The following is a 23,651-nucleotide window of genomic DNA, read 5'->3' on the forward strand; positions in this document are numbered from 1 at the left end:
CCGTCACATGACTGCCACATCGAGCCCGACCAAATCCAAGATCCGGGTACCGCATTTCGTTCGGGGCAAGCTGATCTGGGGTGAGGACAACGAGTATCTCTCAAGGGATTTCGGCGTCCCGTTTGTGACCCCGAAAATCGAGTTCAACGACCTGTTCGTGCCGCGCACGCAGCAGGGACCGGCCTTCGACATGCCGGTGTCGGAGATCATCGACTTCCTGGTCGAGACGGCGTCGCACCTGTCGCTGGAGAAGAACGAATACCTGCAGGAATCGCTGGAGATGACGCTGCAGGTCAGCGCCCTTCCGCGACGCATCATCGAGAACACCTTCGCCAGGCCGGGACAGTTCCTCACCAGGGAGGCGATGGAATACCGGCTGAAGAAGACCTTCGGAAGCCTCGATGTGCTCGACGGCTGGGTGGAGAACATCGATCCGAACGGAAGTGTCAGCCGCATCAGGGCTTTCCCGCCCCGGCTGGTCCACATGCTGGCGGGCAACTCGCCGAGTGCGGCCATGACGTCGATCGCCGACGCCGCCCTGACCAAGGCCGTCAACGTGTTCAAGATGCCGTCTGCCGATCCGTTCACCACCGTCGCGGTACTGCGGACCATGGCCGACATCGCGCCTGATCATCCAGTGCTCCAATCGATGTCGGCGGTGTACTGGAGGGGCGGAGACGAGAAGGTCGAGAGCATTCTCTACCGGTCGCAGTACTTCGACAAACTGGTCGCCTGGGGTGGCGGGGCCGCGATCGAGAACGCGGCGAAATATGTGGGCCCCGGTTTCGGGCTCATCTCCTTCGATCCCAAGGTATCGATGTCGGTCATCGGCCGCGAGGCCTTCGAGTCCGAGGAGGGCCTGCTCGAGGTCGCGGAGCTGGCCGCCAAGGACGTCACGATCTTCAACCAGGATGCCTGTCTCGCGGCCCGGCACATCTGCGTCGAAGGGGATGTCGAGCAGGTGGACCGCTTCTGCGAACTGCTCCACGAACGTCTCGGTGTGGACCGGGATTTCGCGTCGGCAGTCGGGCCGAAACCGGCTTCCGACATCCGCGAGGCAGTCGAGGGGATGCGCTTCCTCGAACCCGAATACCGGGTCTGGGGTGCGTTCGACGGGCGCGGACTGGTTGTCCGGTCGCCGGAGATGGTCGACTTCCATCCCACCAACAAGACCGTGAACGTCATCCCGGTCGACACCATGCGGGACGCGGCGGCGTTGGCCACCGTCGCCACGCAGACCGTCGGGGTGTACCCGACGCATCGAAAAGCCGAGATCCGTGATGATCTGGCCACCGCGGGCGTGCAACGTCTGGTGAAACTCGGAAGTGCCATGAAGGGCAGCATGGGTGGACCTCATGACGGCATGTATCCGCTGCATCGATTCGTGAACTGGGTGGTCGACGATGACGCGTAGCGGAATCGAGGGATTCGGTACGGCGATGCCGGTGCGGGTCCTCGGAAGGTCAGGGATTCGGGTCGGTGAACTCTGCCTCGGTGCAATGACATTCGCGACCACATCGATCTGATGTGGGAGATGATCTGGGCGCCCTGGCGGTACGGTTGGAACAGACGCACCTCGATCGGCTGGAGACGGCAAACCGGGTGCGGCTCGGATATCCGCATGATTTTCTCAACAAGCGGCCTGCGATTTTCCCCCGACCAGTTAAAAGGACCTGACAGACGTGCAAAAACTCGACCACTGGATCGGTGGCGCCCCGGTGGCGCCGTCGGCCGGCGAATACCTTGGTGTCACAGATCCGGCGAGCGGCACAGAGGTTCGCCGGATCGCCGCCGGGAACGGTGTGGACATCTCCCTTGCGGTCACCGCGGCCGACTCGGCTGCGCAGGCCTGGCGTCAGGTGCCGGGACTGGCGCGCGCCCGGTTGTTCTCCGACCTCGCACGTGCGATGCGCGAGAACGCAACGGAACTCGCGCAGTTGGAGGTCAGTGAGACCGGCAAGCCCGAAGCCGTCGCCCTGGGAGAGATCGACGGCTCGGCCACCTACTTCGACTTCTACGGTGGACTGATCGGGATGCCGGTCGGGGAGACCCTGGATGTGGCGCCGGATCAACATGTCTACACCCGGCGTGAACCGTTCGGTGTCGTCGGTGTGATCACCCCGTGGAACGTGCCGATCAACCAGGCGGCCAGGGCGTGCGCGCCCGCATTGGCGGCCGGGAACACGGTGGTGGTCAAGCCTTCCGAGTACACTTCGTCGACCACTGTGCGGTTGGCGCAGCTGGCGTCCGAGGTCGGTTTTGCGCCGGGCGTTTTCAATGTGGTCCTCGGCGACGGACGGGATGCCGGCGCCGCACTGGTGGAGCATCCGTCGGTGGCGAAAGTCGCCTTCACCGGGTCTGTTCCCACCGGACGGGCGATCGGCAGGATCGCGGCTGAACGGATCATTCCGCTCACCCTCGAATTGGGCGGGAAGTCGGCGAACATCATCTTCGCCGACGCCGATCTCGATGCGGCCGTGGCCGGTTCACTGCAGGCGTTCACGGCCAACGCGGGACAGGTCTGTTCTGCCGGCACCCGACTGCTGGTTCATCGCTCGGTCCATGACGAGGTGGTCCGGAGGTTGGTCGACCGCGCCGCGAACGTACGTGTGGGCCACGACATCGGTCCGCTGATCACGCGGGACCAGTTCTCGCGGGTGCAGGAATACTTCAAGGTCGCCGAATCCGATGGGGCGCATGCGGCCACCGGTGGCACGGTGTCGACGGTCGCCGACGAGACCGGCGGGTTCTACATCGACCCGACGATCTACACCGGCGTGGACAACTCCGCACGGATCGCCCGTGAAGAGATCTTCGGCCCCGTCGTCGTGGTGATCCCTTTCGATGACGACGCCGAAGCCGTTGCGATGGCCAACGATTCCGATTACGGACTGGTCGCCGGGGTCTGGACCAAAGACGTCTCCCGGGCATTGACGGTCAGCGACCGCCTGCGGGTCGGCCAGGTCTTCGTCAACACCTGGTCAACGGCGTCCGTCCAAACACCTTTCGGCGGTTGGAAGAACAGCGGTTACGGTCGCGAGAAGGGTGTCGAGGCGCTGCATCACTACAGTCAGGTCAAGTGCGTCACCATCAAACTCTGACCCAACCCGCCCGCCCCTCCGCCGAGCGTGCCGATATCACCGTCGAGCGTGCCAAAGTCGCCATTGACCGTGCCGAAAAGTGCTTGGCGTGAGCATCTTTGGCACGCTCGGCGGTAACTAGGGCACGCTCGGCGGTGATTAAGGCACGGTCGACGGAGGGTGGAGTGGGTCAGTCAGCGGAAGTAGGTGCCGCCGTCGATGTTGACGACCTGGCCGTTGATCCAGGAACCCTCGTCGGACATCAGGTAGGCGACCATGCTGGAGACGTCACGGGCTTCTCCGAGTCGGGGGCTGCGAGCGCCTTTGAGCATGCCCTGCAACATCTTCGGATCGGCGCCCTGCTTGATCTCATCGGTCAGGATCAGGCCCGGGGTGAGGGCGTTGGCCCGGATCCCGTCCTTGCCCCATCCGGCGGCGACATGGCGGGCGATGGCATTGATGCCGGCCTTGGTCGCAGCGTAGGCGGGACGCTGGGGTTGACCGGCGAACGATGCGACCGACGACGTGTAGACGAGCGATCCACCACCGCGTTTGAGGAGTTCGGGGATGCTGTGCCGGCTGACCAGCATGTGCCCGCGGAGGTTGACTGCGATGGTGCGGTCCCAGATCTCGAGGTCGATGTCGACGACGTTGGTGTCCTTGGAGACCGCGGCCATGTCGCCGGCGTTGACGTGGACGGCGTCGAGTCCGCCGAAGGTGGCGACCGCAAAGGCGATGAGGTCCTTGACCGAATCGTCGTCGGCGATGTCGAACTGCGAGGCAACGGCCTGGCCGCCTGCCTCGTTGATCGCGGCGGCGGTCTTCTCGGCACCTGCTGGGTTGAGGTCACCGACAACTACTTTCGCGCCTTCGCGGGCCAACCGCTGTGCAGAGTCGGCCCCGAGTCCGGTGGCGGCCCCGGCTACCACGACAACTTTGTCCTGCAGTCCCTGCATCAACTGGCTCCCTTGTGAACATGCGCATGAGAATCACGATCTAAGTAATCAGAATGCTATTCTCATGGCATGAATGCAACTCCGGAACCCGCAGCCGATCTCTCTGAATTGTTCTCATTGAAGGGCAAAGTAGCCCTCGTGACAGGTGGAAGTCGCGGTCTCGGCCACGAAATGGTGCTGGCCTTTGCCAGGGCGGGCGCCGACGTCGTCATCGCCAGTCGCAAACTTCCCTCATGTGAGGAGACGGCTCGCGAAGTGGAGGCGCTCGGCCGGAAGGCGTTGCCGGTGAGTGCTCACGTGGGCAAGTGGGAAGACGTTGACGCACTTGTGGACACGGCCTACGCCCACTTCGGCAAGGTCGACATCTTGGTCAACAACGCCGGCTTGTCGCCGGTGGCGCCGTCGTCGGAGGAGACGAGCGAGGAGCTCTTCGACAAGGTTGTCGCGGTGAACTTCAAGGGACCGTTCCGGCTCGGCTCGCTCGTCGGCCGTCGGATGGCCGACGGCGACGGTGGCTCGATCATCAACATCTCGTCTTCGGGCGCCATCTTCCCGGCGCCCAAGTTCGGACCCTATGCCGGGGCCAAGGCTGCACTGAACACCCTCGCAGGCGTTTTCGGTCGTGAATACGGACCCAACGTCCGGGTCAACACGATCTCGGCCGGACCGTTCCTGACGGACATCTCGAAAGGCTGGGGCGACGACGCGCGTACCGGCTTGCGCAGCGCAGCGGGGCGCCCGGGTGAGACGTCGGAGATCGTGACCACCGCGCTCTACTTGGCCAGCGCAGCCTCGAGCTTCACCACGGGGTCGTTGATCCGGGTTGATGGCGGGTTGTTCTGACCTTTACGTGCTCGCTGAACGTTCGTCAAAGTCGCAGGTCAACGAGGCTGCCCAGCATTCCTGGTTAACCTTATAAGGATAAAGTTCCAAATTGCTCCGCCACGGCACCGGTCGGGGATAGGCTCCGCGCTACCGGGGGGTCACGATCGAGGAGGAACAGTTGAAACCGCATCGCATGCTCGTAGCCTTGTCGGCTGCCGCACTGCTTGTTGTTGCCGGGTGTAGCAGCGACCGCAGTGGCGGAGATGGCGACGAAGGGGGAGGTGGAGGTGGAACCGCGTCGGCGGAGACGGTGTCGAGTGACTTCGGATCCCTCACCGACGTCTGCCAGGAGGGCTCGGCCACCGGGTCGCCCGCGCAGGGTGTCACCGAAAGCGAGATCAAGGTCGGTGTGTTCTCCGACGTGGGCTTCACCAAGAACCCCGAGTTCGTCGACGCGGCGAAGGTCTTCACGTCGTGGTGCAACGAACTCGGCGGCATCAACGGCCGCACGCTCGTGGCCAACACGCGTGATTCCAAGCTGATGGAAACCCGCCAGCAGATGATCACCGCCTGCCGCGAGGATTTCGCGCTCGTCGGCGGCGGCAGCGCGCTCGACGGACTCGGCGTCAAGGACCGGCTGACCTGTGGGCTTCCGAGCTTCCCCGGCCAGACCGTGCAACCGGCGGTGACCGGCTCAGATTTGCAGGTCAGCGCCTCACCGGCCCAGACCGTCGGCTACGACCCCTACTTCCAGCTGCGGAGCTGGCTGATCAAGGACGCATACCCGGGGTCGGCAAACCTCATCGGAATCATCAACGGCGACTCGCCGCTGACGAAAGACATTGGCGCTCAGGCCGTCGAATCCACCGAAGCCGCAGGCGGAACCTACGTCTACAACGACCTGTACCCGGCAATGGGTGTCTCGGACTGGACTCCGTACGCACAGTCGATCAAGAGCAAGGGGGTCAAGGGCCTGCAGTTCTATGGCGATTTCAAGCAGCTCGCCAAGCTGGAGAGCGTCCTGACCTCGCTCGACTACAAGCTCGACTGGATCGATACGAACAACAATGCCTACAACCAGCAGTTCCTCGATCTGGCATCGGATTCGCTCGACTTCCAGAACAACATCCTCGACATGGGAGGTGTGGCGCCACTGAACAGCGATGAGCCGGCGATCACCCAGCTCAAGGCGTTGTATGACAAGTACGCGCCGGATGCCCAGATCACATTGCCGGGTATTCGTGCGATGTCCGCATGGTTGCTCTTCGCGAAGTCCGCGGCCGGCTGTGGCGATGATCTGACCCGTACCTGCGTCTACAACGCGGCGAAGGCCGAAACAGCCTGGACCGGAGGCGGGTTGACCGCACCGCAGAATCTGGAGCAACCGGCTCCGCCGTCACCGTGCTTCAACGTGGAGGTGGCGACACCGGACGGCTGGGAGCCCGCTGACTTCAAGCCCGACAACGGTCTCTACCGCTGCGACATCCCGCCCTACAAGTACACGACCGACTACGGCACGCCGATGACGCTGGCCGACGTCGGAAAGTCCATGGCGGATATCAAGTAATCGATTCGAGCTGCGCGAACTCGGACTGATCACACGGTGATCGGTCCGAGTTCGCTCAGTCTGAGTTCGATCAGTCCGAGTCCGGCCGGTCCATGACCGAAGCCGGTGCATAATTGGCCCAGCCGTGGTCGGGCCAGTTGAACCATCCCGACGACGCGAGCGTGCCGCCATCGGGGTGCAGCGTTGTCCCGGTGATGTACTCCGACAGTCCGGAGGCGAGGAAGACCACGCAGTTCGAGACATCCGTGACGTGGCCGACCCGGCCCATCGGGATGGCGATCCGGGCGCCGACCGGGGTGGCCATGGCAGGAGCCCCGCCACCGCCGAGTTTGTCCAGGCTGGGTGTCGGCACAAAGTCGGGGGCGATGTTGTTGACCCGGATCCGATCCGGGGCAACCTCCACCGACAGTGTGCGGGCGAACTGCTCCACCGCGGCCTTCGCCGCCGAGTACACCGCGAATCCCGGTGCCGCGCGATGCGCCTCGATGGTGCTGATGTTGATGATGCTGCCGCCGCGACCACCGGCCTGCATCCGTGGGATCGCCAACGAGCAGGCGTGGAACACATGATGAAGGTTGGTGCGCAAGAGCGCGTCCCAGCCCTTCGGTTTGCTTTCGGTGAAGGGCGTTCGGAAGGTCCCGCCGACGATGTTCACGAGCGTGTCCAGTTGTCCCCAGCGTTCATCCACAGCTGTGAACAAAGCCGCCAGCGTCTCCGGATCGCGAGCATCGCCGTGATGCACGATTGCCTCGAAGCCACCGTCGGCGAGGTTCTCGCGCATGGCCTCGACGGCCGTCGGATCGATGTCGATCACGGCGATGCGTACACCGTTGGCGACGAGGTCGGCCGCGATGCTCTCGCCGAGACCTCCTGCGCCGCCGGTGATCACGGCCACAGTGCCGTCGAGTCGGGCACGTTCTTCGAACCAGGTCATGACAGGTGGGTCGATCCGAATGCGTCGAGGAACTCGGTGGTCTCGCCGAAGGAACGGGCCGGGGGATGCGAGACCACGATCCAGGTGACACCGGCCTTCTCGAGTTCGGCAAAATTCTCGCGGTGACGGTCGGCGTCCGCGGCGGGTGTGGTCAGTCCATCGGCCTGGTAGGAGTAGAGGACGTCGATCGGCTCGGTGCGCCCGGCGGCCGCTGCGGCGTCTCGCATCTCCGAGATCTTGTCGCCCAGTTCCAAACTCGATCCCAGTGCCGGAGTGCGGGCGGTGGCACTGAGCTGTGCTCCACCGGACATCGGCATCCAGCCCTGTGCCCGTTCGGCGACCCGGCGGCGGCTGAGCTTGGAGTTGCCGCCGACCCAGATCGGGATCGGGTCGGAGACCGGTCGCGGCAGCGACCGCACATCCCGCGCGTTGAAGTGTTTGCCCTGATAGCTGAATGCCTCGCCGCTCCAGTGCAGGGGGAGCACGTCCAGGGCCTCGTCGAACAACTCGTTGCGTTCGTCGATGTCGACGCCGAGTGCGAAGAACTCGCTCTTCTGGTACCCGGTGCCCAGGCCCAGGATCAGTCGTCCACCGGACAGCGTGTCCAGTGTCGACGCAGACTTGGCCAGCAACAGTGGATTCCGGTAGGGCGCGACCGCCAGGTAGGTCAGGACCTTGATCCGGCTGGTCGCAGCGGCGACAAAACTCAACGCCACAAAGGGGTCGACCGTCTGGTGTCCACCGGTGGCCAGCCACTTCGCTCCGGGGATCGGATGTTCGCTCACCGAGAATCCATCGAACCCGGCCTTTTCCACCGCGACCGCGACATCGGTCATCGGTCCGGCCGCAAAGAGATCGGCATCGGGGCCGCTGGGTTCTGGATAGTGGAAGATGTAGCGCATCGGTCACCTCATGAACTCGTGTTTGTGGACTGACTTCGTCATGGTCAGAGGATCAGGCTGTCGTGCCCGTCCCAGTAGCGTTCGCGGAGCCGGCGTTTGTACAACTTTCCGTTCGGATCTCGGGGCAGTTCGTCGACGAAGTCGACACTGCGAGGGCACTTGTAAGTGGCGAGCTCTCGTGCGCAATACGCGATCAGCTCGCTCCCGAGCTCATCATCGCCGGTCTCGGGGTCGACCAGTTGCACGACAGCCTTGACGGATTCGCCCATCTCGTCGTCGGGGACCCCGATGACGGCGACATCGGCGATCGCCGGATGCGATGCCAGGATGTTTTCGGTTTCCTGCGGATAGATGTTCACTCCACCGGAAATGATCATGTGGGCCTTGCGGTCGGTGAGGTACAGGTATCCGTCCTCGTCGAGATATCCCATGTCGCCGATGGTTCGCCAGCCGTGGGCGTCCACCGCGGACGCGGTCTTCTCCGGGTCGTTGTGGTACTCGAACGGGCGCCCGCCTTCGAAGTACACATCGCCGGCCTCACCGGCAGGCAGTTCGTTGCCGTGCGCGTCGAGGATGTGGCAGGGCTGCATCGGCCGACCCACCGAACCCGGATGCGCAAGCCACTCGGCGGCCGTGATGGCGGTGGCCCCGATATCTTCGGTACCCGAGTAGTACTCATTGATGATCGGCCCCCACCAGTCGAGCATCTGTCGTTTCACCGCGACCGGACATGGTGCGGCCGAATGCATCACGCCGCGCAGGCTCGACACGTCATACCGCTCCCGTTCTGCATCGGGGAGCCGGAGCATCCGGACGAACATGGTGGGTACGAATTGCGCGTCGGTGACGCGGTAGCGCTCGATCAGTTCCAGGCATCGTCGTGGATCGAAGCTCTCCATCACCACCACGGTTGCTCCTCCACGATGCCATGACATCGAAAAGACCAGGGGCGAGGCATGATAGAGCGGCGCAGGGGACAGGTACACGACGTTGTCGCCGGAACTGCGATCGACCACACCCTTGGCGATGAGCACCGGGGCCGACGACGGGTCACCGAATGCTTTGCCGTCCACTGGTTTCCGAACCCCTTTGGGACGACCGGTGGTGCCCGAGGAGTACAGCATCTCCCGGCCCTCGAGCTCGTCGTCGAGGGGTGCCCCGGAGGTGGCGGCCAGGACGTCCTCGTATGACTCGAAGCCGTCGATCCGCCCGGCGCCGCTGATCTTCGCGCGTAGCCGGGACAGGTCGAGATCGACGACGACATCGGCGACGGACTCACTGGCGATCAGTGCCTGCGCGCCGCTGTCGTCGAGGACGTACTGCACCTCGTCGGTACGCAGATGTCGATTGACGGCGGTGTAGTAGAGGCCAGAACGCTGTGCCGCCCAAGCGATCTCGAGGAACGAGCGAGTGTTCTCCATCAGGATCGCGATGTGATCACCCGGCTGTAGGCCCCGTTCGCGCAGGGCCCGGGCGAATCGGATCGACCGGTCTTCGAGCTGGGCGTACGTGACAACCTCGCCGCTTCGGCCCATCACGATGGCCGGCGCATCCGGTGTCAGTTCGGCGTGATGGCTTGGCGTCATCTGCATACGAAACAGTCCTAACTCGGTCGGATCAGGGTTTGACGGCTCCGAATTGGTCGCCGATCACTTCGTCGATCAGTCCGAGTTGTCCACCGAGTTCGAGGGCGACGGCGCGGACAACGCTGACGTCTTTGCTGACGAAGGCACCCACCGCTTCACTGAACGCGGAAACCGATCCGCGGGACGACACCCCGTCCAGCGCACGGCTGCTGGAGCTGCCGTGGGGGAGCGAACTGAGCAGGGTGGATTCGTCGATGCCGAGTTCGGCTGCGAGGCGAACTCCTTCACGAAGCAATCCGATCTGCGCCGCGAACAATGCGTTGTTGACCAGCTTGACCCGTTGGCCGTTGCCGATGACCCCGACATGCAATGCCGGTTCGGCATAGGTCTGCAAGGCCGGACGGATGCGGTCGATGGCCTCGGAGTCGCCACCGAGGTAGACCGTGAGGCCACCGGCCGCGATGTTGTGTGGACCGCCGCTGACCGGGGCGTCGACGACATGCACGCCAAAGGGTTTGGCGCGCTCCGTGATCAGCTCTGCAGTGACCGGGCTGCCAGTGGTGTGCAGAACCAGCACCGAGCCTGGTGGCATCGCGGCGATCAGCGGACCCTGGAGGCAGATCTCACGCACCTGGTCGTCGGTGAAGACGCAGACGATGACGATCTCGGCGTCGAATCCGACTTCGCTGATGTCGGAGACTGCCTCGGCACCCGCTTCGGTGACGTCATCACGTGCCTGATCATTGCGGACCAGCGCGCGCACCTGGTGGCCGCCGCCGACGAGGCGGCGGACCATGGGCAGACCCATCCGGCCGGTGCCGACAAATCCGATACGCATCATGACTCCTGTCGTGGGTGGTTCATCTGGGCCAGCGTGGCGTCGGCCGCGGTCAGGACGGAACCCACCGTGGCGCCTGCGGCATCGGCGATGTCGGCGACGAGCGTGACGTCCTTGCGGAGCAGTTCTCCGGCATGCATGGCGATCCGGTCCAGTGAACCCGCGGTGTCGGTGATCCGGGCCAACGCGAAGCTGTTCGACGACCCACGCGCGAGGACCTCGGCGAGCCGGGTGGGGTCGACGCCGAGTGCTTCCCCGAGGGCCAGGGTGCTCGACGCGGTGGAGAGGTTGGCGCTGAACAGCAGATTGTTGAGAAGCTTCGTGACCTCGCCGGCGCCGATGCCGCCGAGGTGGACCACCGGATCGGCATAGGTCTCGAAGACCGGCCGGACGCGGGCGACGACCTCGTCGTCACCGCCCACCATCACCAGGAGCGTGCCGGCGGCGGCGCCCATGCCACCACCGCTGACCGGTGCGTCGACGAACGAGATACCTTGCTGTGCAGCCTTGTCCGCCAGTTCGCGGCAGGTGTCCGGGTGCACCGTCGAGTGCACTGCGATGACGCCGCCTGCGCTCATCCCACGCAGGATGCCCTGCGGCCCGTCGACGACCTCACGGACGTCGGCGTCGGCGACAACGCAAACGCAGGCCAGATCGCTGGCGGCGCCCAATTCGGCGGGGGTACCCGCGGTCTTCGCCGCGGTGTCACCGTACGGCTCGAGCGACTCCGGTCGCCGCGCCCACAGTGTCGTCTCGTAACCGGCTTCCACGATCCGGCGGGCCATCGGGCCGCCTTGGCTGCCGAGACCGATGAATCCGACTCGCATCAATACTCCTTCTGGTCGAAAGGCACTAGTGCCCGGGACGTTTCGCGTCGTTGATGCACTCTTCGACAAACGACAAGCTGTTCAGGTGATAGGCCCTGGCGGTGTATCCCAGACTCAGGTTGTGACCGCCGTCGAACTGCTGTTCCACCACGACCCGGGGTGAGTTGCTGAACAACGCGCCGATGTCGTGCAACGCATCGGGGTCCTGACGCCACACGTTCTCGAACTCGCCGGAGGTGAAGTGCACCGGGACCCGGACCTGTGCTGCCTTGTCGGGGAACGTGATCGTCGGCCAATCCCGGACCACTTCATACTCGTATTTGGGTCCGGGCGCGGAAATCGCCCCACCGCCGGATAATTCGGCCGGGTAGAGGCGCGCGGGGTTCCAGAGCAGTTCGCGCACACCGGCGCCGTCGGGCTTCTTGCCACCGTTGTGCCGGGGCACCAGAACCCTGGCGGCCTGTGCCTGGTGCTCCAGGCCGGTCCCGGAGATCTCCAGACCCAGGAGGTCTCCTCGCGGGTTGGCGGCAGCCATGCGGACACCGAGTTCGGACCCCACCGAATGGGCCAGGATGAAGGTGCCGGCTCCGCGTGCGCGGTCACCGAGGTGCGCCTCCACTGCCGCGTAGGCCCAGTCGACACGCTGCTCCGCGGTTGTGAACCGGCCGCCGAGTTCGTAGGAGGCCTCATATCCCGGACGATCCAGTGCCAGAACGGTATAGCCGTTCGCGGCTCCGGTCCGAAGGAGGGAATGTCGCGGAAAACCGGGGCAGTCGTAGTAGGCCGCCTTGGATGCGCCACCGTGCAGCGCGACGATGACGCCCCGTGGTTCGGGGACGGCGAGAAGCAGACCCGATGATGGGATCCCGTCGACATCGACAACCTGCGCGACCGGCACGTCGCCGGCCGCGGTGGTTGTCGTCTCCGCCGCGGTCACTGGGCCGACCTCAAGAGCATCACGCCACCGGGTGTCAGGCCACCACTACTGGCGATCGCGGTTTTGGCTCCGGGCACCTGGCGGGCCCCACCTTCGCCGCGGAGCTGAGTGATCGCCTCGGCGATCAGGCCCATGCCGTGCGTCCGTCCGTGTGAGAGCTGACCGCCGTGGGTGTTGACGGCGACTTCGCCGCCGATGGCGATGTTCTTGCCGCCGTCGAGGAAGTCTTTGGCCTCGCCGATCCCGCAGAAGCCCAGCGCCTCCAGCCAGGACAGGCAGTTGAAGCTGAAACCGTCGTACAACTGAGCGGTGTCGATGTCGCTGGGCCGCAGCGAGGTTCGCGACCACATGTGCGCCGACGGCCCCAGGACCTGGGGTTCATGGGTCAACGTGCTCTGGTCCCATTCGATCCGTTCGAGGATCTGGGTGCCCACCGCCTCGACGTACACCGGCGGTTTGGCCAGGTCGGCCGCAGCGTCTTTGGCCGAGACGATGACGGCGATCGACGCGTCGCAGGGCACGTCGCAGTCGTAGAGACCGAACGGTGTGGTGATGGTGCGGGCCGACAGATAGTCGTCCATGGTCATCGGATCGCGGTAGATGGCGGTGGGGTTGAGCGCGGCGTTCTTTCGCTGGTTCAACGCGATCCACCCGAGTGTCTCGCGGGTGGTGCCGTACCGGTGCATGTGGCGCTGGGCGTTCATCGCGAGCGTGTGCGAGGCCGACATGGCGCCGAACGGCATGATGTAACCCTTGGCGCGTCCGCCGCCGGAGCGAGACAGCTTGCCCTGCTTCATCAATTCGCCGTAGGTGGATTCCCACAGGGTTCGGTAGCACAGCACGTGGGTGGCGAGTCCGCTGGCAACGGCCATCATCGCGGCGATGACCGACCCGCCGGGACCGAAGGTTTCGATGCCGCCGTTGTACCAGGTCGGGTGGATACCGAGGGCGGCCTCGACCGACAGCACGCCGCCGCCTTCGCCGAATCCACCGACGTCACCGGAGCCCGGATAGCTGGCGATGCCGTCGATGTCGGCCATCGTCAGACCGGCGTCGGCGACGGCACGTTCGCAGGCGGTGATGGTCAGGTCCAGCGGTGACACCATCAGGCGCCGGCCGATCTCGGACATCCCGACACCGGTGAAGGCGACCTTGTCCTCGAACTTCTCGGTGGTGGCCATCGGCCGGACATGCTTGTGGAAGTCTTGCGGTTCGATCTCGTCGTGGGGCGCCGCGGCCGGCTGCGAGGCCTGTTCGGCGGCGGGCCGGAACAACGGGTACCAGACGTCTTCGCGGTTCTCGAAGACGACCTCCATCCGCATACCGAGTACGAGGTCGGCAGGGTCACACTCAACGGTGTTGGTGGTCAGCCGGATACGGGAATCCTCTTCGAGCGCCACCTGGGCGATCACAAACGGGGTCGGCATACCGGGGAGCGGGAACCGCTCGTTGATGGTGAACCCGATGAGGGTGGCGTGACCCGACACGGCCCGGGGCGCGAGCTCACGGCCGCGGCAATACCGGCAGACCGGCTGCGGCGGATGGATCAGCGACGAGCAGCTCTGGCATTCCTGGATACGTAATGTGCCGTCGGAACCCGACGTCCAGAAGAACTCGTTCTCGCTGGTGAGTGACGGCAGGGGACGTCCTGTCGTTTCGGCCACTGTGCCTCCTTGTTGGAACTACGACAGTGGCCGCCACGCCTGCATCAGCGTGGCGGCCGCGGTCCGCGTTCTTCGTGTTCTGCGCTGTCAGATCGTTGGTGCTGAGCCGACTATCCGGCTGATTGGGCGCGCGCTTTCGCGATGACCGCAGGCTCTGCCAGACGGGTGTCGTCGATCAGCTTCTGCAACCTGACGAGGGTGGCGTCGAAACCGTCGCCGACCCGCTCACCCGGGGTGAAGTCCGCGGGCAGATGACGCATGCCCTGGATGACACCGATGGTGTCGTAGTGCACGGTCGCCTCCGGATCGCACTTGTAGTCCGGCATCCGGTCGAGAACGGCGAGGAGCATCCGCTTGAAGACGGTCCGGGCGACATTGGAACCGGCGCAGCGATGCAGACCGAGTCCGAAGCTGTAGTGCCGGTTGGCACCACGGTCGAGGATGACCTCGTTGGGGTCGTCGAACACCTCGGGATCGCGGTTGGCCATCGCCCAGGAGAGCCACAACCGGTCGCCCTCCTTGAACTCCTTGCCCTCGATCTCGATGTCCGCGGCGACGGTACGTCCGTCACCGGGGGCCGGGGTGTAGTAGCGCAGGAACTCCTCGGTGGCGGAGTCGAGCAGCTCATCCCGGTTGTCGCTCAGCGTCTTACGTGCTTCGGGATTCTCCGAGAGCCATTCGAGTGCATGGGCGGTCAGCGCCGTGGTGGTGTCGAAGCCACCACCGATGAGCAGGCCGAGGTTGCCGAAGATCTCCATGTCCGGCAGCGGTTCGCCGTCGATGCGTGCCTCGACCAGGGCGTTGATCAGTCCGGGACGTGGATTCGCCTTGATCTCGGCGAGATTGGTGAACAGATCGATGCCCATGGTCCGGTGCATCTCGTTGACCCGCGCGATGTCCGGGGAGTCCGGCGGGGTGTAGACCGCGGCGTGCACCGGCTCGTTGTAGAGCGTCCACTTCTCCAGCGGGATGCCCATCATGCCCAACGTCAGGACGGCCGGAACGATGTTCGCGAGCTCGTCGACGAAGTCGATCCGTCCCGACTCGATCTTCTCGTCGAGGCACGCCTGGACGACGTCGTCGATGAACGGAACCCAGGCCTTCACCGCAGCCGGCGACAGGTACGGGTTCAGGATGGCGCGGTAGTTCTTGTGATCGGGGTCGTCCATCTCCAGGATGCCGCCGCGAATACCGCTGGCACGTTCCGCGGTCGGAATCGAGATGCCCTTGTAACCGGAGCCGGTGCCGCTGACATCGTGGTCGGTGGACACCACCGGGCAGCGAGCGAGTTCGAAGACCTCTTTGTTGCCCGCGGCAACCCAGTGGCCGCCGTAGGTGTCACTCCATGCGATCGGACACTCCGACTGCATTTTCTGGGTCACGGTTTCGAACTCGTCCCGGTAGTGGGGCGCGTGTCTCTCGAACTGGAAACGGGGTGTCTTTCGAGCGTCTTGGGTGACGTCCTCAACGGTCATGGGCGTCGTCCTTTCAGGTGCGGGGCAGTCGAATACCAGGGAAGGGGGTACTACTCGGTGATGGTGATTGCTCGTTCCGGGCACGATGCGAATGCCTCGCGGACACTCTTTTCGTGCTCCGCCGGTACATCCTCGGTGATCGCCGACGCGTGTCCGTCGATGTCGTCCAATTCGAACGACTCGGGAGCGATCATCGCGCAAAGCGTGTGTCCCTGGCACTTGTCTGAATCGACCTGCACCTTCACGTGTGTCTCCTCGAGAGTTGTTGTATTGCGGGCTGGGGTTGGGGTTTTCGGATCAGAAGTGAACGCCGTACCACTTCAGGTAACCGCCGCCATCGACGCGCTGCTGGGTGCCGGTGACATAGCGAGATTCATCTGAAGCGAGGAACAGGACCATGTTGCTGATGTCGAGTGGTTCGACGAACGGGATCTTCATGGCCTGCTGCACGCCGAACGCCGGCTCTGCGTCCTCGCGCTTGGGGTTCTCGAGGTCCGGACGGAATGAACGGTACATCGGTTCGCTCTGGAGCATGTCCGTATTGCAGTTCGTCGGATGAACCACGTTGGCGCGGATGCCTTCCGGGGCGATGTGCAGCGCGAGGTTGTGGATGAACTCGGTCAGCGCGCGCTTGGAGTAGACGTAGGCGACGCCACCGGGATCCTTGCCGGGCTGATCGACCTTGCTGGTGTCCATCAGCGCCGCGGTGGATCCGGTGGCGATGATCGAGGCGCCCTCTTTGAGGTGGGGCAGGGCAGCGGTCACCGCATTGATGGTGCCGACGAGGTTGGTGTTGATGACGTCGGTGAACGACTGCCACCGGGGCTCGCCCTTCATCCCGGCGATACCGGCCTGTGCGACAACGATGTCGAGGCGGCCGAGTTCGGCGACACCCTGGTCGACAGCTGCCTTCATCTGGGCCGCGTCGCGCACATCGGCCTGCACGGTGACGATACGACGGTCGTGCTTCTCGACCAGTCTGGCTGTTTCTGCGAGATCTTCGGGCGTTGCCATCGGGTACCCGATGGTCTCGAAGTCGGTGCAGATGTCGACGGCGATGATGTCGGCGCCTTCTTCGGCGAGGCGGACCGCGTGGCTGCGGCCCTGTCCTCGTGCTGCTCCGGTGATGAACGCGACTTTGCCCTCTACACGACCCATGGTGACTGCCTTTCGATTTTCTTCTGCTGCTGGGGGATCCATCGACAACGGCGGGTGGCGCCGGTGCTCACTACCTATGTGTTGCGGCCGCCGTTCACGCCCAAGATCTGACCGGTGATGTAGCTCGCGTCCTCGGAGATCAGGAAGGCGCAGGCGGCGGCGATGTCTTCGGGCCGCCCGACCCGGCGTACCGGAGTCCGCAGGATGTGCTCGTCGACGGTGCCGCCGAGACGCTTCTGACCCTCGGCGCTGCGCAGCAGCGGGGTGTCGACGAAGCCCGGTGGTACCGCGTTCACGGTGATGCCGACCTGACCGAGCTCGAGCGCCAGGGACTTGGTGAGCCCGTTGACCGCGGACTTGGCCGAGACGTAGGCGGCCATGTACGGCTGGCCCGAATGTGCGCTGGAGGACGAGATGTTGACGATCCGGCCCCACTTGGCCTTCAGCATGTCCGGCAGTGCGGCCTGGATGCAGTGGTAGGTGCCGTTGAGGTTGACGTCGAGGATGCGCTTCCACTCGTCGAAGTCGAGATCGACGAAGCGGCCGAAGCTGTCGATGCCGGCCGCGTTGACCAGGACGGTGACCGGGCCGAAGGTGTCGCGCACCTCCGCGAGCGCGGCGTCGATCTGCTCACGGCTGGTGATGTCGACGGTGTACGTGTTCTTTTCCTCGCTCGGTGTCCGATCGAAGGAGGCGACGTTGTAGCCGTCGGCGACCAGGCGTTCGACCACGGCGTGGCCGATCCCGGAGCTACCGCCGGTGACCACTGCTGTTTTCACGCCCATGGCTCGTTTCCGCCCATCGTGGTCCGGTGCATCTCGCGTTCGGAGCTGGGGTCGTAAGGCAGTGCACGGTGCAGCATTCCGGTGTTGTCCCAGATGACGACGTCACCGACCTGCCACTCGTGGCTGTAGCTGAAGCGGTCCTGGGTGGTCCAGGTCAACAGCTCGTCGAGCAGTTCGCGGCTTTCGACAGGATCCATTCCGACGATGTACTCGGCGGTGGCACCGATGACCAGCGACTTGCGGCCGTCCTTGCGATCCCAGACCAGTGACGTGTCGTGTGTCTTCTGAGTGCGCCAGAGGGCGAGCACATCGGGGGTCGGGTCGGGGTCGACCAGTCGCTGGGCGGCTTCGAAGCTGTGGTGCACGCGCAGACCTTCGAGACGCTTCTTCTCTGCCTCGGGCAGGGCCTCGTATGCGGCATATGTATTGGAGAAGGCGGTGCCGCCGCCGACCATAGCGACATGCTTGCAGGTGAGCATCGTGGCCTTGGACGGGACGTCGTTGCAGGTGTCGTCGATGTGCCAGAAGAGAGTGCCCTTGAGGTACTCGGCCGAGCGGGACTTCTCGGGATTGAGGGAGACGACAAAGACCTCTTGGCCTGCCGGAGCCTGCACCGGTCCGAGCTTGCGGCTGAACGTGACCTGGTCCTCGTCGCTCAGGTCCAATCCGCGGATGAGGAGGACACCTCGCCACTTGAGTGCTTCGAGGCACTGGGCGGTCACCACGGGGTCATTCAGGTCTTCTACGCCGTGGACCTGAACGCCGAGGGCGGGGCCGAGGGCTGTTGTCTCAATCACAAGAATCTCCCTTTCTATTTGTGAGAACGATACTCTCAAAATGTAGCAGTCGGCAAGAGTTTGGTGCGTTTGGGCTGCGGCTATTGTCCGTTTGCCCGCCCCCGGACGGGCTCACCTCGGGGTAGGCGTGCGCAGGAAATGTTGCTACAGTCCGTTTAAGACGAATGTGGCGTTGGTCATATTTGAGAATGAAGTTTTCACAGATTTTGAGGAGGCGCAATGCCAGCCCAGGAAGCAGTCGCGACCGATGGAGGAGTCGGCGTGAAAGCCGGAGGAGTCCGCAAACGTCTACTCATCGGTGGGGAGTTGGTGGCGATGGACAAGGAGTTCCCCTCGCTGAACCCGGCCACCGAAGAGGTGTACGGCTACGCCCCGGATGCCGGTGTCGACGAGGCGAATGCGGCCATCGCCGCCGCACGCCAGGCATTCGACCACACGGATTGGTCGACCAACACCGCGCTGCGCATCAAGTGCCTCGATCAGCTGCACCAGGCGCTGCTCGACAACGCCGAAGATCTTCGCGAGATCACGATGGCGGAGGTCGGCGCCACCCGGATCCTCACCCATGGCAACCAGCTCGACGTGCCGATCGGCATCGTCAAGTACTACGCCGACCTGCTCCGCAACTACCCGCTGACCGAAGACCTCGGTGAGACCGAGATCAACGGCAAACGTCATCGCCGTTGGGTCGAAAAGGAAGCGGCCGGTGTGGTCTCGGCCATTGCCGCCTACAACTACCCGACGCAGCTCGCGCTGGCGAAGCTCGCTCCGTCGCTGGCCGCCGGCTGCACCGTGATCCTCAAGGGCGCACCCGACACCCCACTGCTCACCTTGGCGCTCGGCGAAGTGATCGCCAACCACACCGACATCCCGGCCGGTGTCGTCAACGTGCTCTCGTCCACCGAGATCGCTGTCGGTCAGACGATGACCACGCACCCCGACGTCGACGTCGTCTCGTTCACCGGCTCCACCCCGGTCGGCCGCCAGATCATGTCCGCGGCCGGCGACACCCTCAAGAAGGTTTTCCTGGAACTCGGCGGCAAGTCGGCCCTGATCGTCCTCGAGGATGCCGACCTGCAGACCGCTGCCCAGTTCGCGGCATTCAGCATCTGTTCGCATGCCGGTCAGGGCTGTGCGCTGACCACCCGCCTGTTGGTGCCGCGTCACAAGCAGGACGAGATCGTCGCGGCGGTTGCGGCGATGATGGGGCACATCTCCTACGGTGACCCGACCAACCCGAAGATCTACATGGGTCCGCTGATCAGCGAACGTCAGCGAGACAAAGTCGACGGCATGGTGAAGCGGGCCGTCGAAGCGGGCGCGACACTGGCCTTCGGTGGCGAGTCCGTGAGCCCGGGCTACTTCTACAAGCCCACCTTGCTGGCAAACGTCGACCCGTCCAGCGAGATCGCGCAGGATGAGGTCTTCGGCCCCGTGCTCGCCGTCATCCCGTTCGATGATGACGACCACGCCGTGAGGATCGCCAACGATTCGCAGTTCGGTCTCTCGGGCGGCGTCCTGAGCGCCGATGAGGATCGGGCCATCGCGATCGGTCGCCGGATCCGCACCGGTACGTTCAGCGTCAACGGCGGCAACTACTTCAGCGCCGACGTGCCCTTCGGCGGGTACAAGCAGTCGGGCCTCGGCCGTGAGATGGGTACAGCCGGACTCGAAGAGTTCCTCGAGACCAAGGCGTTTGCGGCTCCGGTGGTGACTGCATGAAGCCACTAGAGGGCATCCGCGTCCTCGAGGTCGCGATGTACGGGTTCGTGCCGTCCGCTGGTGCGGTTCTCTCGGACTGGGGCGCCGAGGTCATCAAGATCGAACACGCGGTGACCGGAGATCCGCAGCGCGGTCTGCGACAGACCGGCACGATGATCGTGGTTGGCGACCCCAACCCGAACGTCGAACACGCCAACCGGGGCAAGCGGAGCCTGGGCCTGGACATGTCCAAGCCCGAGGGCAAGGAAGTCCTGACCGAATTGGTCAAGAAGGCGGATGTCTTCCTGACCAGTTTCCTGCCCGATCACCGCGCCAAGTTCGGGATCGACGTCGACGACATCCGGGCGATCAACCCGAAGATCATCTACGCCCGTGGCAGTGCGTTGGGGCCGCGCGGGCAGGAATCGGACCGCGGCGGTTACGACATGACCGCGTTCTGGTGCCGTGCAGGCACGGCCGCAACCATCACCCCGCCCGGAACCCAGGGCATGATCGCGCCTCCGGGACCGGCATACGGGGACACCATCTCCGGGACCAACCTCGCGGGCGGCGTCACTGCGGCGTTGCTCAAACGCGAGCGGACCGGTGAGCCGTCGGTGGTGGATGTGTCGCTCTTGGGCAGTGGCCTGTGGGCGATGGGACACGGAGTTGCATTGTCGGCTCATCTGAAAGAGCCGATGGTGGCGCCGGTACCCGGCGTTCACGGATCCCCGGTGAATCCGCTGACCGGTGTGTACGAGACGGCCGATGGCCGGTACATCTCGTTCATCATGATGCAACCGTCGAAGTTCTGGGCGGATGTCTGCCGGCACATCGACCGCACCGACCTCATCGACGATCCGCGATTCGCCACGGGCAAGGACATCTCGGACAACACCGAGGCCGCGGTGGCGATCCTGCGTGAGGCGATCAAGGGCCGCACGCTCGAAGAGTGGACCGAGCGCTTCGGGACGCTCGCCGGTCCGTGGGCGCCCGTGCAGGATTCGTACCAGGTGACCTCGGACGCGCAGGCGCGGGCCAACGACTACTTCGTCCAGGCGGGTGAGATCGAGTTGGTCTCGACACCGGTCCAATTCGATGTCGCCGCAACGGAAACCGCTGCGGCTCCGGAGTTCGCCGCCCATACCGATGAGATCCTCCAGGAAATCGGGCTCGACTGGGATCGCATCATCGAACTGAAGACCGCCGGCGCGGTCACCTAGGTAAATCGGGAGATCAACATGCCTTACATCGCCTCTATCGGAACGTACCTGCCGCCGTGGGGTACCTCGGAACATCGCATCGCCGGTGACGATGAGGATGCCATCACGATGGCGGTGGAGGCGGGTCGGGCAGCGCTGTCCAAAGGGGGTGCGGTCGACTCGGTTGTTCTTGTCACCCGCGACCTCCCTTTGCTCGAAAGTAGTAATGCTGCAGTGCTTCTCGCCGGGCTTGATCTCGACCCCGAGCTAGAGGTGACCGAGCGTCTCGGTGGCGCGCCGGCAACGCTTGATGCGTTGAGTTCGGCGCGCCAGCGGACGCTGGTCATCGGGGTGGACCTCGATCCGGCCGGAGCGGCTGCCGCTCTGACGTCGGATTGCGGTCTGCACGTCCGCACGTCGGCCCGGGTGGCGCGCAGCCTCCCGGTCCGCACGCGCAATGCCACCGGTGTGGTGCACGACTACGGCGACCCACGGCTGCTGCACGACCGCGGTCTGGTGGCTTCGCTGGCCGCGGCATGGCTGGATCATCCGACAGCGGTTGCGGGCGTCGACCACAAGCACGCAGCCGAACTGAGTCCCGGGTTCGCTGCACATTTGCCGACGGTGGGTGCCAGTTCAGGTCTGTTCGCACTGGCGGCCATGGCCGAGTCGGAGACGACCGGCCCGCTCGCCGCTGTGGAACAGGCGAGCCTGTCCGGGATCACGGTTGCCGCCGGCTCGGTGGCACTGCACCGCCGTGAACCCACTGCCCGGCCCAAGATCGAGACAACCTATATTCCCGGCAACGAGATCCCCATCTCGTTGGCGGCGTACGAGCGGGCGTTCGAGGCGAAAGTGCGTTGGGAGGCAGGAAGACACACCGGTTCCGACCACCTCGACTTCCCGCCGCGCTACCAGGTGTCCGACGACTCCGCCCTGCAGACCGAATACGAACACGTACCGCTGCCGCGGACCGGGACCGTCTACACCGGTGTGACGGTCCATGTACCGGTCCCGGGTCTGAAGACCCCGTATTCGCTGGTGATCGTGGAACTCGAAGATGTGAATGTGCGGGTGCTGGTGAAGGTGACCGGAGCCGACCCCGGTTCGGTGGATATCGGTGACCGAGGGCGGTTGGCGCTGCGCCGGGTGGCCATGCGGTCGGGAGTTCCCGACTACGGCTACGCGTTCGAGCCAGAACCTGTTGCGGAAGGAGCAGCGGTATGAGGAAGGTTGCAGTTGTCGGCGCGGGTATGACCCCGTTCGCCGAACACTTCGCTCACGGAATCAAAGACCTGCTGCCGATGGCCTACGCCGAGGCGGCGGCCAGTGTCGACAAGGGCATCAACAAGAATGACCTGCAAGCCGCGTGGTTCGGCGCGATGGGGACCACGGACGGCTTCCCGTCCGGCATCCTCGCCGATTCCCTCGGCCTGCCCGACATCCCGGTCACGCGCATCGAGAACTCCTGCGCCACCGGCAATGACGCGGTTCGGAACGCGTTGTACGGCATCGCCTCCGGTGCGTTCGATGTCGCCCTCGTCATGGGCGCCGACAAGCTCCGGGAGACGGCCTCCAAGGACATGCTCTGGGAGTGGGAGGCGACGTCGCGGGATATGGCGTGGGACTACCCGTTGGGCCTGGTCGCCCCGGCTGGATTCGCGCTGCACGTGAGCCGCTACCTCTACGAGTCGCCGGCGACCCGGGAACACATGGCGATGGTCGCGGTGAAGAACCACCGCCAGGGTGTCAACAATCCCAAGGCGCGCTTGCGGTTCGAGATCACCATGGAACAGGCGCTCGAGGCACCCACGGTGGTGACACCGTTCGGGCTCTATGACTGTGCACCCCAGAGTGACGGTGCGGCCGCCCTGATCCTGGTCTCCGAAGACGTTGTCGACCGCTACACCGACCGGCCCGTGTGGGTGCGGGGTGTCGGTCTCGGCCTGGATTCGGTCATGCACCAGCACAAGACGGACATGACCACCTTCCCGGCCACGGTCCGTGCCGCCAAGCAGGCCTTCTCGATGGCCGGGATGACCCCGGCCGACATCGATGTCGCCGAGCTGCACGACTTCTTCACCGGCGTCGAGATCATGAGCTACGAGGATCTGGGGTTCGCCGACCGGTTCGAGGGCTACAAACTGCTCGAGGCCGGCGACACCTCCGTCGGCGGTTCGATGCCGGTGAATCCCAGTGGAGGCCTGAAATCGAAGGGACATCCGCCGGGCGCCACCGGTGTCGCGCAGTGTGTCGAGTTGTTCGACCAGCTGCGCGGCAACGCCATCAATCAGGTGGATGGTGCCAAGATCGGTCTGGCACACAACCTCGGTGGACCCACCGCCGTTGCCGCCGTGACGATCCTCGAGGGACCGGACTCGTCCCGCTAGGTTTCGAGCGACCACGCTGTGAAGTTG

General features: G+C 64.6%; 21 protein-coding genes. 8 read left to right on the forward strand and 13 right to left on the reverse strand.

From position 1 onward, the window contains the following. Positions 1 to 7 precede the first annotated feature (7 nt). Both AC51GR_RS20505 and AC51GR_RS20510 read left to right on the forward strand, forming a co-directional pair. Positions 8 to 1,414 (forward strand): acyl-CoA reductase, encoded by a 1,407-nt coding sequence (locus tag AC51GR_RS20505; RefSeq protein WP_496326488.1) that lies wholly within the window; start codon positions 8 to 10, stop codon positions 1,412 to 1,414. 268 nt (positions 1,415 to 1,682) lie between these two features. Next, positions 1,683 to 3,101: an aldehyde dehydrogenase family protein gene (locus AC51GR_RS20510; RefSeq protein ID WP_496326489.1), complete on the forward strand. Its 1,419-nt coding sequence runs from the start codon at positions 1,683 to 1,685 to the stop codon at positions 3,099 to 3,101. A 173-nt stretch (positions 3,102 to 3,274) separates the two neighbouring features. Here the strand turns inward: AC51GR_RS20510 and AC51GR_RS20515 are convergent, their stop codons facing one another. Beyond that, positions 3,275 to 4,036 carry an SDR family NAD(P)-dependent oxidoreductase gene (locus AC51GR_RS20515; protein WP_496326490.1) on the reverse strand — a complete coding sequence of 254 codons (762 nt, stop codon included), beginning with the start codon at positions 4,034 to 4,036 and terminating at the stop codon, positions 3,275 to 3,277. A gap of 69 nt (positions 4,037 to 4,105) precedes the next feature. Here AC51GR_RS20515 and AC51GR_RS20520 point away from each other — a divergent pair, with 69 nt between their 5' ends. Together AC51GR_RS20520 and AC51GR_RS20525 are read left to right on the forward strand one after the other, a co-directional pair. Beyond that, on the forward strand, positions 4,106 to 4,879 hold the full coding sequence (locus AC51GR_RS20520; protein WP_496326491.1) for an SDR family NAD(P)-dependent oxidoreductase: 774 nt from the start codon (positions 4,106 to 4,108) through the stop codon (positions 4,877 to 4,879). Between the two features lie 175 nt (positions 4,880 to 5,054). Beyond that, positions 5,055 to 6,428, forward strand: a complete 1,374-nt coding sequence (locus tag AC51GR_RS20525; RefSeq protein WP_496326537.1) for an ABC transporter substrate-binding protein — start codon at positions 5,055 to 5,057, stop codon at positions 6,426 to 6,428. Positions 6,429 to 6,498: 70 nt separating this feature from the next. Here the strand turns inward: AC51GR_RS20525 and AC51GR_RS20530 are convergent, their stop codons facing one another. From AC51GR_RS20530 to AC51GR_RS20585, 12 genes are all read right to left on the reverse strand, one after another. Further along, positions 6,499 to 7,362: an SDR family NAD(P)-dependent oxidoreductase gene (locus AC51GR_RS20530; protein ID WP_496326492.1), complete on the reverse strand. Its 864-nt coding sequence runs from the start codon at positions 7,360 to 7,362 to the stop codon at positions 6,499 to 6,501. Beyond that, the gene (locus tag AC51GR_RS20535; RefSeq protein WP_496326493.1) at positions 7,359 to 8,264 is read right to left on the reverse strand and encodes an LLM class F420-dependent oxidoreductase; all 906 of its coding nucleotides are present in this window, start codon (positions 8,262 to 8,264) and stop codon (positions 7,359 to 7,361) included. Before AC51GR_RS20535 ends, AC51GR_RS20530 begins: the two co-directional genes overlap by 4 nt. A 44-nt stretch (positions 8,265 to 8,308) precedes the next feature. Beyond that, a complete protein-coding gene (locus tag AC51GR_RS20540) occupies positions 8,309 to 9,850 on the reverse strand; it encodes an acyl-CoA synthetase (RefSeq protein WP_496326538.1) in 1,542 nt (513 codons plus the stop codon). 31 nt (positions 9,851 to 9,881) lie between these two features. After that, the gene (locus AC51GR_RS20545; RefSeq protein ID WP_496326539.1) at positions 9,882 to 10,688 is read right to left on the reverse strand and encodes an NAD(P)-dependent oxidoreductase; all 807 of its coding nucleotides are present in this window, start codon (positions 10,686 to 10,688) and stop codon (positions 9,882 to 9,884) included. Next, a complete protein-coding gene (locus AC51GR_RS20550; protein ID WP_496326494.1) occupies positions 10,688 to 11,515 on the reverse strand; it encodes an NAD(P)-dependent oxidoreductase in 828 nt (275 codons plus the stop codon). Before AC51GR_RS20550 ends, AC51GR_RS20545 begins: the two co-directional genes overlap by 1 nt. Before the next feature lie 25 nt (positions 11,516 to 11,540). Next, a complete protein-coding gene (locus AC51GR_RS20555) occupies positions 11,541 to 12,452 on the reverse strand; it encodes an alpha/beta hydrolase (RefSeq protein WP_496326495.1) in 912 nt (303 codons plus the stop codon). Then, positions 12,449 to 14,116 (reverse strand): thiolase C-terminal domain-containing protein, encoded by a 1,668-nt coding sequence (locus AC51GR_RS20560; RefSeq protein ID WP_496326496.1) that lies wholly within the window; start codon positions 14,114 to 14,116, stop codon positions 12,449 to 12,451. Before AC51GR_RS20560 ends, AC51GR_RS20555 begins: the two co-directional genes overlap by 4 nt. Before the next feature lie 110 nt (positions 14,117 to 14,226). After that, positions 14,227 to 15,591: a cytochrome P450 gene (locus AC51GR_RS20565; protein ID WP_496326497.1), complete on the reverse strand. Its 1,365-nt coding sequence runs from the start codon at positions 15,589 to 15,591 to the stop codon at positions 14,227 to 14,229. Positions 15,592 to 15,641: 50 nt separating this feature from the next. Next, a complete protein-coding gene (locus AC51GR_RS20570; protein ID WP_496326498.1) occupies positions 15,642 to 15,836 on the reverse strand; it encodes a ferredoxin in 195 nt (64 codons plus the stop codon). Positions 15,837 to 15,888: 52 nt separating this feature from the next. Next, positions 15,889 to 16,749, reverse strand: coding sequence for a mycofactocin-coupled SDR family oxidoreductase (locus tag AC51GR_RS20575; protein WP_496326499.1), 861 nt, complete (start codon positions 16,747 to 16,749; stop codon positions 15,889 to 15,891). Positions 16,750 to 16,823: 74 nt separating this feature from the next. Next, on the reverse strand, positions 16,824 to 17,534 hold the full coding sequence (locus AC51GR_RS20580; protein ID WP_496326500.1) for an SDR family NAD(P)-dependent oxidoreductase: 711 nt from the start codon (positions 17,532 to 17,534) through the stop codon (positions 16,824 to 16,826). After that, positions 17,525 to 18,331, reverse strand: a complete 807-nt coding sequence (locus tag AC51GR_RS20585) for a TauD/TfdA dioxygenase family protein (protein WP_496326501.1) — start codon at positions 18,329 to 18,331, stop codon at positions 17,525 to 17,527. The genes AC51GR_RS20580 and AC51GR_RS20585 overlap by 10 nt, the downstream gene beginning before the upstream one ends. Before the next feature lie 219 nt (positions 18,332 to 18,550). Here AC51GR_RS20585 and AC51GR_RS20590 point away from each other — a divergent pair, with 219 nt between their 5' ends. The 4 genes from AC51GR_RS20590 to AC51GR_RS20605 are packed head-to-tail and all read left to right on the forward strand — an operon-like array spanning position 18,551 to position 23,624. Continuing rightward, the gene (locus AC51GR_RS20590; RefSeq protein ID WP_496326502.1) at positions 18,551 to 20,053 is read left to right on the forward strand and encodes an aldehyde dehydrogenase family protein; all 1,503 of its coding nucleotides are present in this window, start codon (positions 18,551 to 18,553) and stop codon (positions 20,051 to 20,053) included. Then, on the forward strand, positions 20,050 to 21,255 hold the full coding sequence (locus AC51GR_RS20595) for a CaiB/BaiF CoA transferase family protein (RefSeq protein WP_496326503.1): 1,206 nt from the start codon (positions 20,050 to 20,052) through the stop codon (positions 21,253 to 21,255). Before AC51GR_RS20590 ends, AC51GR_RS20595 begins: the two co-directional genes overlap by 4 nt. Before the next feature lie 18 nt (positions 21,256 to 21,273). Beyond that, positions 21,274 to 22,461 (forward strand): Zn-ribbon domain-containing OB-fold protein, encoded by a 1,188-nt coding sequence (locus tag AC51GR_RS20600; RefSeq protein ID WP_496326504.1) that lies wholly within the window; start codon positions 21,274 to 21,276, stop codon positions 22,459 to 22,461. After that, positions 22,458 to 23,624, forward strand: coding sequence for a thiolase C-terminal domain-containing protein (locus AC51GR_RS20605; RefSeq protein ID WP_496326505.1), 1,167 nt, complete (start codon positions 22,458 to 22,460; stop codon positions 23,622 to 23,624). Before AC51GR_RS20600 ends, AC51GR_RS20605 begins: the two co-directional genes overlap by 4 nt. The last annotated feature ends 27 nt before the right edge of the window (positions 23,625 to 23,651 follow it).

This window comes from Williamsia sp. z71 (assembly GCF_059553375.1).

Excerpts from the sequence above, each read along its gene's own strand:
- AC51GR_RS20600 (WP_496326504.1), top strand. The coding sequence starts at position 21,274 with ATGCCTTACATCGCCTCTATCGGAACGTACCTGCCGCCGTGGGGTACC.
- AC51GR_RS20565 (WP_496326497.1), bottom strand. The coding sequence starts at position 15,591 with ATGACCGTTGAGGACGTCACCCAAGACGCTCGAAAGACACCCCGTTTC.
- AC51GR_RS20525 (WP_496326537.1), top strand. The coding sequence starts at position 5,055 with ATGCTCGTAGCCTTGTCGGCTGCCGCACTGCTTGTTGTTGCCGGGTGT.
- AC51GR_RS20580 (WP_496326500.1), bottom strand. The coding sequence starts at position 17,534 with ATGGGCGTGAAAACAGCAGTGGTCACCGGCGGTAGCTCCGGGATCGGC.
- AC51GR_RS20540 (WP_496326538.1), bottom strand. The coding sequence starts at position 9,850 with ATGACGCCAAGCCATCACGCCGAACTGACACCGGATGCGCCGGCCATC.
- AC51GR_RS20605 (WP_496326505.1), top strand. The coding sequence starts at position 22,458 with ATGAGGAAGGTTGCAGTTGTCGGCGCGGGTATGACCCCGTTCGCCGAA.
- AC51GR_RS20595 (WP_496326503.1), top strand. The coding sequence starts at position 20,050 with ATGAAGCCACTAGAGGGCATCCGCGTCCTCGAGGTCGCGATGTACGGG.
- AC51GR_RS20530 (WP_496326492.1), bottom strand. The coding sequence starts at position 7,362 with ATGACCTGGTTCGAAGAACGTGCCCGACTCGACGGCACTGTGGCCGTG.
- AC51GR_RS20515 (WP_496326490.1), bottom strand. The coding sequence starts at position 4,036 with ATGCAGGGACTGCAGGACAAAGTTGTCGTGGTAGCCGGGGCCGCCACC.
- AC51GR_RS20545 (WP_496326539.1), bottom strand. The coding sequence starts at position 10,688 with ATGCGTATCGGATTTGTCGGCACCGGCCGGATGGGTCTGCCCATGGTC.
- AC51GR_RS20505 (WP_496326488.1), top strand. The coding sequence starts at position 8 with ATGACTGCCACATCGAGCCCGACCAAATCCAAGATCCGGGTACCGCAT.
- AC51GR_RS20575 (WP_496326499.1), bottom strand. The coding sequence starts at position 16,749 with ATGGGTCGTGTAGAGGGCAAAGTCGCGTTCATCACCGGAGCAGCACGA.
- AC51GR_RS20550 (WP_496326494.1), bottom strand. The coding sequence starts at position 11,515 with ATGCGAGTCGGATTCATCGGTCTCGGCAGCCAAGGCGGCCCGATGGCC.
- AC51GR_RS20520 (WP_496326491.1), top strand. The coding sequence starts at position 4,106 with ATGAATGCAACTCCGGAACCCGCAGCCGATCTCTCTGAATTGTTCTCA.
- AC51GR_RS20535 (WP_496326493.1), bottom strand. The coding sequence starts at position 8,264 with ATGCGCTACATCTTCCACTATCCAGAACCCAGCGGCCCCGATGCCGAT.
- AC51GR_RS20590 (WP_496326502.1), top strand. The coding sequence starts at position 18,551 with ATGCCAGCCCAGGAAGCAGTCGCGACCGATGGAGGAGTCGGCGTGAAA.